The 12,849-nt window shown below is 63.0% G+C and carries 11 protein-coding genes; 2 read left to right on the forward strand and 9 right to left on the reverse strand.

The window, feature by feature from the left end:
• Nucleotides 1-73 precede the first annotated feature (73 nt).
• Entirely contained in the window at nucleotides 74-289 is a 216-nt protein-coding gene (rmf, locus tag J7655_RS07510) for a ribosome modulation factor (protein WP_003244273.1), read from the reverse strand.
• Between the two features lie 418 nt (nucleotides 290-707).
• On the opposite strand from rmf, the gene rlmKL reads away from it, so the two are divergent.
• On the forward strand, nucleotides 708-2,888 hold the full coding sequence (gene rlmKL, locus J7655_RS07515; RefSeq protein WP_230927235.1) for a bifunctional 23S rRNA (guanine(2069)-N(7))-methyltransferase RlmK/23S rRNA (guanine(2445)-N(2))-methyltransferase RlmL: 2,181 nt from the start codon (nucleotides 708-710) through the stop codon (nucleotides 2,886-2,888).
• A gap of 70 nt (nucleotides 2,889-2,958) precedes the next feature.
• On the opposite strand, the gene dacB is transcribed toward rlmKL, so the two are convergent.
• The gene (dacB, locus tag J7655_RS07520) at nucleotides 2,959-4,395 is read right to left on the reverse strand and encodes a D-alanyl-D-alanine carboxypeptidase/D-alanyl-D-alanine endopeptidase (RefSeq protein ID WP_230927236.1); all 1,437 of its coding nucleotides are present in this window, start codon (nucleotides 4,393-4,395) and stop codon (nucleotides 2,959-2,961) included.
• A 242-nt stretch (nucleotides 4,396-4,637) separates the two neighbouring features.
• Between dacB and J7655_RS07525 the strand changes: the two genes are divergently transcribed.
• On the forward strand, nucleotides 4,638-4,979 hold the full coding sequence (locus tag J7655_RS07525) for a YggL family protein (protein WP_147811116.1): 342 nt from the start codon (nucleotides 4,638-4,640) through the stop codon (nucleotides 4,977-4,979).
• 79 nt (nucleotides 4,980-5,058) lie between these two features.
• Here J7655_RS07525 and J7655_RS07530 read toward each other — a convergent pair whose 3' ends face one another.
• From J7655_RS07530 to J7655_RS07560, 7 genes are all read right to left on the reverse strand, one after another.
• Complete coding sequence (locus J7655_RS07530) at nucleotides 5,059-8,007, reverse strand: HD domain-containing phosphohydrolase (RefSeq protein ID WP_230927237.1); 2,949 nt, start codon at nucleotides 8,005-8,007, stop codon at nucleotides 5,059-5,061.
• A 77-nt stretch (nucleotides 8,008-8,084) separates the two neighbouring features.
• Entirely contained in the window at nucleotides 8,085-9,137 is a 1,053-nt protein-coding gene (locus J7655_RS07535; RefSeq protein WP_230927238.1) for an FUSC family protein, read from the reverse strand.
• Between the two features lie 12 nt (nucleotides 9,138-9,149).
• On the reverse strand, nucleotides 9,150-10,481 hold the full coding sequence (locus J7655_RS07540) for a deoxyguanosinetriphosphate triphosphohydrolase (protein ID WP_230927239.1): 1,332 nt from the start codon (nucleotides 10,479-10,481) through the stop codon (nucleotides 9,150-9,152).
• Nucleotides 10,482-10,553: 72 nt separating this feature from the next.
• The gene (locus J7655_RS07545) at nucleotides 10,554-11,717 is read right to left on the reverse strand and encodes an EAL domain-containing protein (RefSeq protein ID WP_230927240.1); all 1,164 of its coding nucleotides are present in this window, start codon (nucleotides 11,715-11,717) and stop codon (nucleotides 10,554-10,556) included.
• Nucleotides 11,718-11,818: 101 nt separating this feature from the next.
• Entirely contained in the window at nucleotides 11,819-12,118 is a 300-nt protein-coding gene (locus J7655_RS07550) for a hypothetical protein (RefSeq protein WP_230927241.1), read from the reverse strand.
• Nucleotides 12,115-12,474 (reverse strand): phage holin family protein, encoded by a 360-nt coding sequence (locus tag J7655_RS07555; protein ID WP_147811122.1) that lies wholly within the window; start codon nucleotides 12,472-12,474, stop codon nucleotides 12,115-12,117. Before J7655_RS07555 ends, J7655_RS07550 begins: the two co-directional genes overlap by 4 nt.
• A gap of 8 nt (nucleotides 12,475-12,482) precedes the next feature.
• Nucleotides 12,483-12,800 carry an ElaB/YgaM/YqjD family protein gene (locus J7655_RS07560; RefSeq protein WP_230927242.1) on the reverse strand — a complete coding sequence of 106 codons (318 nt, stop codon included), beginning with the start codon at nucleotides 12,798-12,800 and terminating at the stop codon, nucleotides 12,483-12,485.
• Nucleotides 12,801-12,849 lie beyond the last annotated feature (49 nt).

A 12,849-nucleotide genomic window follows, 5' to 3' on the forward strand; every position in this document is an offset into this window, starting at 1 on the left:
TCCCGAAGGAGCCCCTGGGCTTGCGCCCGCCGCCCGGAGGGGGTCGGCATGGTGAAGTCGGGTGTGATCCTGATCAGCCGACAGCGTGAAGTTCGTTGAGTCGATGAATACCGGCCGTGCCGGTCAGCCCATCCCAGTTGTCACCACGGCCCTCACGCCAGCCATTGAGCCAGGCCTGACGAACCGAAGGTAGGGTAAAGGGGCAGAGTTCGCGGGATTTACCATTGATGCCGTACTGATAGCCGCGCAAAAAAGCTCTTTCTAACGGATCACGCTTAAGTCTTCTCATAGGGTGTTGCCCTCACTGTTGACTGTTATGTCCCGTTGGCCTTGTAGCAAGGCCGGGCAGACGTTCTATCTGCCAACGAAAGTTCGCTGCCGGCGTGGCGAACTTTCTGTGCCTTCACCGTTGCAGCGAAAGCCCTAGGTAGTGTTCTAACGAATGCACCGAGGCCTGTGAATGATCGATTTGTCATAAGGGCGTAACCTAAATGCAGGTGAAGCCATAAGGAGGCTGGAAATACATCCAGTCTCTTACAGCCAAACACCGTGATATCTGGCTGTGCGCAGCGATGCCGTCATTTTGCGAGTGCAAATGAGAGTGCTTACTTATTCCGGCGAAGGGTCGCGCTGTGACCTTTTGTCACTTATTTTGAGTCGAGGTGCATTGCTGCACCTCCCTGATTGCCATAGGCAGTGGAAGATCCATGTCTGAACGTTACGAAATCGTACTGACCTGCCCCAAAGGGCTCGAAGGCCTGTTGCTGGAAGAGGCCAAGGCGCTGGGCCTGGAGGAGGTGCGCGAGCAGACTGCTGCAGTACGTGGTCATGCCGAGATCGAAGTGGCTTATCGCCTGTGTCTGTGGTCGCGCCTGGCCAACCGCGTGCTGCTGGTGCTGTCGCGCTTTGCCATGAACAACGCCGACGAGCTGTACGACGGCGTGCAGGCAGTGGACTGGCGGGATCATCTGCTGCCGGCCGGCAGTCTGGCGGTGGAGTTCAGCGGTAACGGCTCGGGTATCGATAACACCCACTTCGGTGCACTCAAGGTCAAGGATGCGATCGTCGACCGGCTGCGTACGGCTGGTGGCGAGCGGCCCAGTATCGACAAGCTCAACCCGGACCTGCGCGTGCATTTGCGTCTGGATCGTGGTGAGGCGGTGCTTTCCCTCGATCTTTCCGGGCACAGCCTGCACCAGCGCGGTTACCGTCTGCAGCAGGGGGCTGCACCGCTGAAGGAAAACCTGGCGGCCGCGATCCTGATTCGCGCCGGTTGGCCGCGTATCGCTGCCGAGGGCGGTGCATTGGCCGACCCGATGTGCGGTGTAGGCACGTTCCTGGTGGAGGCGGCGCTGATGGCTGCCGATATCGCCCCCAATCTCAGGCGTGAGCGTTGGGGGTTTTCCAACTGGCTCGGCCATGTGCCGGCCATCTGGAAAAAACTGCATGCCGAGGCCGAACAACGGGCCGCAGCCGGCCTGGCCAAACCACCGCTGTGGATTCGTGGTTATGAGGCCGACCCGCGTCTGATTCAGCCAGGGCGCAACAACGTCGAGCGCGCCGGGTTGTCCGACTGGGTGAAGATCTATCAGGGCGAACTGGGCAGTTTCGAGCCGCGCCCGGATCAGAATCAGAAAGGTCTGGTGATCAGCAATCCGCCCTACGGAGAACGCCTGGGCGACGAAGCCAGCTTGCTGTACCTCTACCAGAACCTCGGCGAGCGCCTGCGCCAGGCCTGCCTGGGCTGGGAGGCAGCGGTATTCACCGGCGCGCCGGAACTGGGCAAACGCATGGGCCTGCGCAGTCACAAGCAATACGCGTTCTGGAACGGTGCACTGCCGTGCAAGTTGTTGCTGATCAAGGTGCAGGTCGAGCAGTTCGTCACCAGTGAGCGGCGTGCGCGCGAGGATGATCAGCAGCCAGCGAACGAGGCGCCGCAGCAGGCGCGTCTGTCCGAAGGCGGGCAGATGTTCGCCAACCGCCTGCAGAAGAACCTCAAGCAACTGGGCAAATGGGCGCGTCGTGAGGGGGTCGAATGCTACCGTCTGTACGATGCCGATATGCCCGAGTATGCCGTGGCGGTCGATCTGTACCGCGACTGGGTGCACGTACAGGAATATGCCGCACCACGTTCGGTCGACCCGGACAAGGCTCAGGCGCGGCTGCTCGACGCCTTGGCCGCAATCCCACAGGCGCTGGGCGTGGCGCAGAATCGCGTGGTGATCAAGCGCCGCGAGCGCCAGACCGGCACCAAGCAGTATCAGCGTCAGGCGGCGCAGGGCGAGTTCATGGAGGTGAGCGAAGGCGGCGTCAAGCTGCTGGTCAATCTTACCGATTACCTGGATACCGGCCTGTTCCTCGATCATCGTCCGCTGCGTCTGCGCATTCAGCATGAGGCGGCCGGCAAGCGTTTCCTCAACCTGTTCTGCTACACCGCCACGGCCACCGTGCATGCGGCCAAGGGCGGGGCGCGCAGCACCACCAGCGTCGATCTGTCGAAAACCTACCTGGACTGGGCGCGGCGCAATCTCTCGCTCAACGGTTTTTCCGATAAGCATCGCCTGGAGCAGGGCGATGTGATGGCTTGGCTGGGTGACGATCGCGGCGAATACGACCTGATCTTCATCGACCCGCCGACCTTCTCCAATTCCAAGCGCATGGAGGGCGTGTTCGATGTGCAGCGTGACCACGTCGAGCTGCTCGATCTGGCCATGGCGCGTCTGGCCCGTGGCGGCGTGCTGTACTTTTCCAACAACTTCCGCAAGTTCCAGTTGGATGAAAACCTGATGGCGCGCTATCAGGTCGAGGAGATCAGTGCGCAGACCCTGGATGCGGATTTCGCCCGCAACCCGAAGATCCACCGCGCCTGGCGTTTCACCGCACGCTGACAGCGTAGCCCGGAGGCAATCCGGGGCTCAGGTTCAAAAGAGCCCGGACTGCATCCGGGCTACGATTGGTTCAGCGCTTGGGCTGTTTGTAGGTTTCCAGCAACACCTGATCGAGAATCGAGGTGGCGCCCCAGGGTTTCGGGTCGTTGAGAATGGCGACCACGGCCCAGTCCTGACCATTGCTGTCGCGGCTGTAGCCAGCGATGGCGCGTACGTTGTTCAGAGTGCCGGTCTTGATATGCGCTTCACCCACCAGCGGGGTGCGCTGCAGGCGGCGGCGCATGGTGCCGTCCATTGCCACCAGCGGCATCGAGCTGCGGAATTCGGCGGCATAAGGGCTGCGCCAGGCCGCCTGGAGGATCAGCGCCATTTCGCGTGCGCTGATGCGTTCGGCGCGTGACAGTCCGGAGCCATTCTCTATGACCAGATGCGGCGCGGTGATGCCCTTGCGCGCCAGCCAGTTGCGGATCACCCGCTGCGCGGCCATGGCATCGTCCTGATCGGCGTCGGTACGGAACTGCGCGCCAATGCTGAGAAACAACTGCCGGGCCATGGTGTTGTTGCTGTACTTGTTGATGTCGCGGACGATCTCCACCACATCGGGGGAGAAGGCGCGTACCAGCATGCGGGCATTTTCCGGTACGGAGCCCTGGCGGTCCTTGCCGAGAATCTTGCCGCCCAGCTCCTGCCAGATGCCGCGTACCGCTCCGGCGGCATAGCTGGGGTGGTCGAGCAGCGACAGGTAGGTTTGCGCGCTGCAGCCTTCGGCCAGTTGGCCGCTGACGATCAGGGTGGTGCCGTCGTACTGCTCAACCGCGTTGTAGCGGATGTCCGGCCAGGCCGGGCATTTGCCTGCCTTGAGCAGGCGCACCTGATTGTCGATGCGCACGGCGGCGATGGGCGGATCCATGGCAATTTGCACCTTGCCGCCTTCGGCGCGGGTGATGAAGCGCTGCGCCTTGAGGTTGACCAGCAGGGAGTCGGGCTTGACCAGGAAGGGTTTGTTGGCGTCGCCACCGTCGTCGTTGAAGGCCGGCAATTGCGGGGCGACGAAGAAGCTGCGATCGAGCACCAGGTCACCCTGTACCTGACGCACGCCGTTGATGCGCAAATCGCGCAGCAGCAGCCAGAGTCTTTCCATGTTCAGTTTCGGGTCGCCACCTCCCCTGAGGTAGAGGTTGCCATGCAGCACGCCATCCTTCAGCGGGCCGTCGGCATAGAACTCGGTCTTCCACTGATGGTTGGGGCCAAGCAGTTCCAGGGCTGCAAAGGTGGTCACCAGTTTCATGGTAGAGGCCGGGTTGACCGAGACATCGGCATTGAACTGCAGGCCACCGTTCTGGCCGTTCAGTGGGACGGTCACCACCGACAGCGCGTTGTTGGAAATCTTGTTGGCCTTCAGGGCCTGCTCGACCTTGGCCGGCAGCGTGGTGCTGGCGGCATGGCTGGACAGGGCGAGAGGCAGAAGCAGGGCGCATAGCGCCAGTTGGCGAAACCGCTGGATCATCGGCAGAAACCTTGCGCAGCTAGGCGGCAATGAGAAGTCGGACAGACGACCGTCCGACTCCGGTAAAAGTTGCCGACATTATGCCGCAAGAGACGCTCTGCAGTCGGGGTTGGCAGGTGAAAAACAATGCGGCCAACAGCTGCCGTGCAGACCCCGGACAGGGTGATCAGGCGAGACAAAGCGGGCGCTCTGCCGGGGAAACTGCTAGAGTGCGGCGCGTTATCACCTCTGAGGATTGTTTCATGGCGACCAACCGTTCCCGCCGTCTGCGCAAGAAGCTCTGTGTCGATGAATTTCAGGAGCTGGGCTTCGAGCTGACCCTGAACTTCAAGGCCGACTTGAGCGACAAGACCCTCGACGATTTCGTCGATCAGTTCCTCGACCAGGCCATCGCCGGCAATGGTCTGGATTACGTGGGTGGCGAGGACTTCGGTCTGGTCTGCCTGGCCAAGCGTGGCTCGGTCAACGAGGAGCAACGTGCTGCCGTTGAAGCCTGGCTCAAGGGCCGCAACGAGCTGGAGAAATTCGAGCTCAGCCCGCTGCAGGACGTCTGGTACCCGGAAAACCCGATCAACCAGGCGTGATCGCGGCTCGGCGCCGGATTCTCTGGCGCCCGTCATCAGGCAGCCTGCCCGATGCCAGCGTTGATTGTGCGGAGCGCTCCTACAGCGCTCCCGCCTTTTCCAGCAACGCCTGTTCATCCACCGCGTCGATCTGTTCGGCCAGCATGAATCGTTCGGCGTAACGCCGGTAGATGCCGGCACGAATGAACAGGGCGAACAGTTGCGGGTCGATGTGCGCGCCCTTGCACATGCCGACCATGATGTTCAGCGCCTCCGACAGCTTCTTGCCCTTCTTGTAGGGACGATCTACGGCCGTCAGGGCTTCGAAGATATCGGCGATTGCCATCATGCGTGCCGGCAGGCTCATCTGCTCGCGCGTCAGGCGCTTGGGATAACCGGTGCCGTCCATTTTCTCATGGTGCCCACCGGCTATTTCGGTAACGTTCTGCAGGTGTTTGGGGAAGGGCAGACGGTCGAGCATGAGAATGGTCTGCACGATATGGTGGTTGATGATGTAGCGCTCTTCAGCCGTCAATGTGCCCCGGGCGATGCCCAGGTTGTGCAGCTCACCACGGTTGAACTTGTAGGCTGGCACGTCCAGTTTGAAGCCCCAGCGATTGTCCGCTGCAATCACGTCCTGCTCGGCACGTGCGATCAGGTGCTCAGGGCGATCAGCCAGCAGCGGCTCTTCCACTGGCAGTGGCGGCGCCGGTGTGCGCTCCATGCGCTTGGCTTCTTCCCAGGAAACCCCCAGGCGATTGTCCAGGGTGCGTAACCAGCGGCGCTCGGCGATGCGTCCGAGACGGGTCTGATCCTCATCGGCCATGGCTTCGCCACCAAGATTGATACGTGCGATGAAGGCGAACTCGTCGTCCAGGTCGCTCAGCAACTGGTCACGCAGGGCGGCCAGTGCCGTGTCGTCACCGCCCTCGGCACGACCCCGCCAATAGGCGATCCAGGCATCACGCTTGAGCACTTCGAAGCGCATGCGTATTTCATGGATGCGGTCATACAGGGTTTCCAGCTTGGTCGCCTTGTCCACCACGTACTCGGGGGTGGTGACCTTGCCGCAATCGTGCAGCCAGGCGGCGATGTGCAGCGCTTCCCATTCTTCGTCGCTGGGGTTGTAGTCACGAAACTCGGGGGCGTCGCTCTCGGCAGCGGCGCGGGCCAGCATCAGGGTGATTTCCGGCACGCGCTGACAATGACCGCCGGTATAAGGGCTCTTGGCATCGATGGCGCCGGCGATCAGCTGGATGAAGGCATCGAGCAATTGCCGCTGCCTGGCCAGCAGGTGCTGGCTCTCGATACATAGGGCGGCGCTGCCCGATACGGCATCGACGAAGGCAACGCGGTCGGCATTGAGCATACTTTCGCTGTTCTCACCGCTATCGCGTTGCAGCAGTACCAGTACACCCACGGTGTCACCCTGGCGGTTGTGCAGACCGGCCGCGATCAGATGCAGGCGCGGGCTGTCCATGGCCGACAGCAGCCCCTGGAATTGCCCCGCCTGATCGAAGCCGATGGACGTGGCAATGCTCGCGCCACCGCTGGCCGGGCCCTGCAGCCAGGCGGGCAGGCTGGGCGCATCATGGGCCAGCGGCTCAATACCCAGTTCGGTCAGGCTCCTGCTTTGGCCGTCGAGCACCAGCCCCTGTGGTTCCAGGCGGCCGCTGTCGTTGTCCAGCAGATACAACAGGCCACCCTGGGCCGCACTGATGGAGACGGTGGCATCCATTACGCGCTTGATCAGCGCGTCGAACTGGGTTTCTGCCGAGAGGCTGGCAGCAATATCGAGAAAACTCGACAGGGTGTCCTTCATGCGGCTCATTGACACCGCCAACTGGTCGACCTCGAGAATCGGCGAGCGGCCGCTGGCCGGATAGCTGAAGTCGAAACGGCGGATGGCCTGCGCTTCCTGCACCAGGCTGCGTAACGGTTTGACCACCAGGCGTGACGTCAGCCAGCCCAGTGGCAGGCACAGCAGCAGGGTCGTGAGGGTAATCAGGGCGCCCTGCCAGCGGATGCGATAGGCATCGGCCAGCAACTCCTGCTCGGGTACCAGCAGGGCCAGATGCAAGCCCTGCGGGCCACCCTCCTGAATGTGCCGCTGGGCCATGGCCCAGCGCTGCTTGGCCAGCTCGATGACACCTGCGTCCTGTTCGTTCAACTGTCCGGCCAGCAGCTCACCCAGGGCAGGGTTGAGCTCACTGACCTTGACCAGCGATACCTTGCCGTCGAGCGCCTTGAACAGGCGGCTGCTGTCAGGGTAGGCCACGGCGTTGCCTTCACCATCGGCCAGCACGATCTGGGTGTTGGCGGTAACACGGTGGTTGGCCAGTGTGGCCGAGAGATCGGCCAGGGTAAGGTCGGCGCCGATCACGGTCGTCAGGCCACTGCGTCTGGCCAGCGTGGTGCCGATATCCTGGCTGGAGAAAAACAGATAAGGCGCAGTCGTGATCTGTCCGCCATCGCTGTGGGCACGCTTGAACCACTCGCGCTGGCGGGGATCGTAGGGCTCGTTGAGTTTCTGGCGGCGGCTGAGCGGGTTCAGTGAACCGTCGAAGAACAGGTAGTCGCTGTCGGTCGTAGCGCTGCTGCGGTCGATGCTCCAGACCTGGTAAGCGGCTTTCTCGGGGGCATTGAAACGCTGCTTGAGCATGTCGCTGCGCAGCGGCCTGACCATGAAGAAGTCGCCATCCTCGTAGCCGAGGTAAATCGACGCCAGCTTGGGGTTGTCGCGCAGGGCCTGAACGAATAGCGGCAGCAACTGCAGGCGTTCGTCCAGTGTGTCGGCCTGTGTGGCAGGCTGCAACGCCAACAGGCTGAGCAGATGGCGGATGGGTCGATAGGTGCTGTCCAGGTCCCTTTGCACGTCCTGTTGAATGCGCTCGAACAGGGTCGCGCTGCTGGAGAAGATCATTCGGCTGGTTTGCTGATAGTTGAACAGGCCCAGCACCACGCCAGTCAGCAGCAGTAACAGCGTGAACAGAACGCTGATATGAACATGCAGAGGGAAACGACGTTCGTGCGGGGGGGGGCATCGCATATCACTCCTTGCAAGCGCTGCTGGCTAGAACAGCATAGTGAAGAGTGAGCGAATCTGCCGAAACGTTATAAAGGCCGTTACGGGGTGCGCTCGGGCTGCGCCGGCTTGTTCAGATGCAGGCGCAGACCATGCACCAGCAGGGCGACCGTCAGGGTCAGGGCGATGCCGATCAGCGCATTGAGCAGGCGTACCTCGGCCAGGTGCCAGTCCTGCGACAGGCTCTCGGCCAGGAGCACGAAGCACAGGCTGGTCTGCAGCACGAACAGGCCGTAGTGATTGGCTTGCAGCGCGCGGCTGAGAAATACCAGTGCCAGCAGGATCATCACCATCATGGGTGGGCTTTGCAGGCTGTGGCCGAAGAAAATCAGCAGACCGGCCGCGCTCAGGCTGGCCAGGCTGGCTTGCAGGGCGCGAACCAGGCTGCCCTGAAACTCCAACTGCAGCGTGCTGATGACCGTCAGCGTCAGCCAGTAACCGCGTGACAACCCGGCCAGATTGACGATCAACCCTGACGCGGAGAACGCCAGCATGCAGGCCAGGGCGTGCAGGCGCCATTGCTGACGGGGAAGGCGCTGCGCATGACGCCTGAGTACCTTGAGGATCGCGAGAAAACGCGGCATGTACGGCCACATGCGCAGACCATGCAGGCCGCGCAGGCCGAAGGCCAGTAGCATCACCCACAACCCGCCGAGAATGAACAGCATGGTCACTGCATAGGGATTGTGCAGGTTGCCGATACCAAACTGCCCCTGGCCGAGACACAGGCAGATGCACAGGCCGATACCCAGCTTGCCAGCTTCGCTGCCGAAGCGCTGCAGCCAGGCCAGCAGCAGGCCGAAGGCGGCGAAGATACCCAGGCTCACCAGTGGGTGGCCACCGGCCCAGAAACCGAGGCCGGCACTGCAGGCGCCCAGGCCGGTGAGCAGCAGCATGCGCAGCATGCCGAAGCGGTGCAGCGGGTTGGCCTGGGCGGCCTGAAAGGCACCGGCAGAGGCCCAGAGAAATCCGCTGTGCGCGGTGAACAGGCCCAGCACCAACGGCAGAGCGCAGCCCAGCACCGCGACCACGGCAGGGCCCCAGGCCGGCGGGCCGGCATGCCAGGTGAAACTGTTGCGAATCAGATTCTTCATGCGCTGTTTTCGTCAGATCGGGCTCGAACGGCCAGTCATCTCCCGCGCCATTTCCGTCGCGTAGCTGTCCGTCATGCCGGCGATGAAGTCGATCACCCGCATGAACGAGCGATACAGCGGCCAGCCGGGTTCTGGCGCATAGTAACTGAGCAGATCGAGAATACGCCTGTGCTTGAATGACAGCGGACGACCACTATGCAGCTCCAATGCCGCGCCGCAGAAGGCGTTGAGGAGAATTTCCAGCGTGGTGTAGGCGCCTATCTCGTGCAGCGTCTTGCGCTTGTCGTGGAAGATCTTCTCGCGCGCCAGGGACTTTGCACTCTGTACGCAGCGTTTGGCTGCGCCGTGCATGTGTTCCACCAGATCGCCCTGCAGGCCGCCGCCGAGCAGGGTCTGTTGCTGTTCGACGAAGGCGCTGGCCGCCGCGTTGGTCAGGTGTTCGATGGCCTTGCCGCGCAGAATCGCCAGCTTGCGTCGGCGCGAGTCCTTGGGGCCGAGTTGGCGATAGGTCTCCGGCAGGTCGTCGCCGACCAGATCGAGCAGCAGCGCCTCGACCTCGGTGTAGTCGAGCAGCTCCATCTCCACGCCGTCTTCCAGGTCGATCAGGCCGTAGCAGATATCGTCCGCTGCCTCCATCAGATAGACCAGCGGGTGGCGCGCCCAGCGCTGCTTCTCCAGTGGCGGCAGTTCGAGCTTGGCGGCGATCTGCTCGAGCAGCGGCAGCTCGCTCTGGTAGCAGCCGAACTTGTGCTTCTTGTAACCCTGGGCATTGGCGTGACGGGCCGTCCAGGGGTACTTCAGGTACGTGCCGAGGGTGGCGTAGGTCAGCCGCGTGCCACCATCGAACTGGTGGTATTCCAGTTGGGTGAGCACACGAAAACCCTGGGCATTGCCTTCGAAATTGAGAAAGTCGCCGCGCTCGGCATCGCTCATCGCATCCAGCCAGCCGCGCCCGGCGGCTTGCTGGAACCAGTGACGGATGGCGTCTTCACCGGAGTGGCCGAATGGCGGGTTGCCGATATCGTGAGCCAGACAGGCGGACTGCACGACCATGCCCAGGTCGCTCGGTGTGCACCAGTCCGGCAACTCATCACGCAAGATCTCGCCGACGCGCATGGCCAGCGAGCGGCCGACGCAGCTGACCTCCAGTGAGTGGGTCAGGCGCGTATGGATATGGTCGTTACTGGAAACCGGATGCACTTGCGTCTTGCGCCCGAGACGACGGAACGCACCGGAGAAGATGATGCGGTCATGATCCTTGTGGAAGGGACTGCGGCCCAGCTCTGCCGAGCTGGGTGCGGGTTTGCCGAGACGTTCACGGGTGAGCAGGGTGTGCCAATCCAAGGCCGATCCTCGCCAGGTTGATCCAGGCCCCTAGCTTGGGTGTTCGTGCCGCTGCCTGCAACCCCGGCTTGGTTACAGACCGGCAGCGTCGATGTCCACCAGCAGTAGGCGGCGACCGTTGTCGATGAACTGGCCAGCCGTGAGGCAGTACTGGTTGGTGGTGGCATCGCGGTAGGTGGTGGAGAGGGTCAGGCGCCGCTCTTCCCAGCCTTCGGCCAGCAGTTGATAGAAGTACGGGCGCCAGGACCAGTTGTGCCCGAGGTAGCGATCATCGGTGTGCCAGGCCTGATGGCGCCATTCCAGGTTAGGTGTCAGCTGGGTGCCATGGCGATCACACTGATAGGTACGCAGCAACCAGGGGTAGTTGTCTGGTGCTCTGAGGCTGGTGGTCGGTGCGCCACTTTCGGCCCAGAACATGAGTTCTGCCATCAACTCGGCCAGTTGCTGACGCAGATTGACCAGACGTGCGCGCTCGGCGAGTTTCTGCTGTACGTAGCTGTCGCGCAGGCGGGCGAAGCGGCCGACGAAGGCGTCGCTGGCGAAGAGTTCTTCTTCCGGCCTGGCGAACAGAAAGCCCTGCACATAGCGCGCGCCGCATTCCAGGGCGAAGTTCAGCTCGGCTTCGGTTTCCACCCCTTCGGCGATGATCCAGCAGCCGGTTTTCTCGGCCATCTGCGCCAGTGCCTTGACCACTTCGCCGCTGGGGCCGCCACGCGCGGCCTCCTGGAACAGGCGCATGTCCAGTTTGAGGATGTCGGGTTGCAGCGCCAGCACGCGATCGAGCTGCGAGTAGCCGGCGCCGAAATCGTCGATGGCGATGCGCGCGCCAGCCTCGCGGTAGCGCGCGACCACGTCAGGCAGGCGCTGGCTGGCGCCGCCCAGCTCGGTGATCTCGAAGACGATGCGCGTCGGCTCGATACCGCTGCGCTGCAGCTGGATCAGGCTGGGCAGCGGTTGCGCCGGGCGCAGGCGGCTGATCCAGCGTGGCGAGATGTTGAGGCTGAGGAACCAGTCCGCCGGCGCCTGATGAAAGCGGCGCAGGGCATCTTCGCGGACCTGTCGGTCGAGGCGACGCAGAGCGGTGGGCGGAGTCTTCGGATCGGCGAACAGTGGCCCGGCCGAATGGGCCAGGCCGTCGTCATCGCGCAGCCGTGCCAGCGCTTCGACACCGGCGATGCGGCCGGTGGCGGTATCGATAAAGGGTTGGAAGACGGCGAAAGGCAGTCCGTCGATCACCTGGGGCGTCCTTAGCGTTCAGCGGTTGAGCCGCCAAATGGCGGTTGGGAGGCTCAACCTAGCAAGAACGCGGCCAGTGCAGCCCCGGATCAATGTCTGCTTCAGTCGTGGCTGCCTTGTCGACGGCGCAGCAGTGGCGCAATGATCAAGGCCAGGCGTAGCCAGCGCCGCCAACCGCGCTTGCCGCCGAGCAGGCCGGCCAGTGCCAGAACACCGCCGGTGAGCAAAAAAGGTGCATTGCCCTGGCGCAGGCGCTGCCCGTATTCGCGTGCCTGCTTGAGTGGTTGGCTGATCTGCAGCATTTCATGGCGCAGTTCCTGGCGATGCATCTCCAGGCGCATGCGCAGCACAGCTTTGCGCAGCTCTCGGCGCGAGGCGCCTGGGGGCAGAATGGGCGTCATGGCAGCAGTTGCTCGCGGTCGCGTTGCAGTTCTTCCAGGCTGGCGCTGAACGGTGGCTCGGCATTGCGCAGGCTGGTCAGCAGCCAGGCGCCGCAAGCGAGCAGGCCGGATCCGTAGAACAGGCACAGGCCTATGGCGACTGTCAGGCGGTGCGACTCCCAGTAGAGAATCAGCAGCACAGCGGAAAGGCCCATCAGCAGAAGCAGGGCGAAGGCCAGGCACAGGCCGCCGAGCAGCAGCGCGCGCAGTGCCTGGTTGCGCTGGTCTTCCAGTTCGTGGGCCAGCAACGCCACATGACCCTGGAGCAAGCCCAGAAAAGCTGCGCCCAGACGTCGTGGCGAGGGTCCGTTGGACATGGGCGCTGTCAACGGCGGCTGATCAGCAGGCCGAGCACCAGGCCGATGGCGGCCGACAGACCCAACGCCTGCCAGGGGTGCTTGTGCACGTAGTCTTCGGTGGCATCGACGGCCATCTTGCCCTGCTCGCGCAAACCCGACTCGGCGTTGTGCAGGGTTTCACGGGCGCGGCTCAAGCTGCTGCGAATGTCCTCGCGCAACGCTTCGGCCTGTTCACCGGCAAGGCTGGCGGAATGCTGCAGGAGCTTCTCGGTGTCGCTGACCAGAGCCTGGAACTCATCCAGCAGGGCGTCCTTGGTGCTTGGTGTGGCGGCTTTGCGGGGCATGTGAGCAGTCCTCTGCGTTGGGTACGTACTGTTTACGAGTGCTCTGCTG

The organism is Pseudomonas wenzhouensis (assembly GCF_021029445.1).
GTDB lineage: Bacteria > Pseudomonadota > Gammaproteobacteria > Pseudomonadales > Pseudomonadaceae > Aquipseudomonas > Aquipseudomonas wenzhouensis.

What these genes read in the sequence shown, in the direction of transcription:
- rmf (WP_003244273.1), bottom strand. Translation starts at nt 289, where the DNA reads ATGAGAAGACTTAAGCGTGATCCGTTAGAAAGAGCTTTTTTGCGCGGC.
- J7655_RS07525 (WP_147811116.1), top strand. Translation starts at nt 4,638, where the DNA reads ATGGCGACCAACCGTTCCCGCCGTCTGCGCAAGAAGCTCTGTGTCGAT.
- J7655_RS07530 (WP_230927237.1), bottom strand. Translation starts at nt 8,007, where the DNA reads ATGCGATGCCCCCCCCCGCACGAACGTCGTTTCCCTCTGCATGTTCAT.
- J7655_RS07550 (WP_230927241.1), bottom strand. Translation starts at nt 12,118, where the DNA reads ATGACGCCCATTCTGCCCCCAGGCGCCTCGCGCCGAGAGCTGCGCAAA.
- rlmKL (WP_230927235.1), top strand. Translation starts at nt 708, where the DNA reads ATGTCTGAACGTTACGAAATCGTACTGACCTGCCCCAAAGGGCTCGAA.
- J7655_RS07560 (WP_230927242.1), bottom strand. Translation starts at nt 12,800, where the DNA reads ATGCCCCGCAAAGCCGCCACACCAAGCACCAAGGACGCCCTGCTGGAT.
- J7655_RS07535 (WP_230927238.1), bottom strand. Translation starts at nt 9,137, where the DNA reads ATGAAGAATCTGATTCGCAACAGTTTCACCTGGCATGCCGGCCCGCCG.
- J7655_RS07555 (WP_147811122.1), bottom strand. Translation starts at nt 12,474, where the DNA reads ATGTCCAACGGACCCTCGCCACGACGTCTGGGCGCAGCTTTTCTGGGC.
- dacB (WP_230927236.1), bottom strand. Translation starts at nt 4,395, where the DNA reads ATGATCCAGCGGTTTCGCCAACTGGCGCTATGCGCCCTGCTTCTGCCT.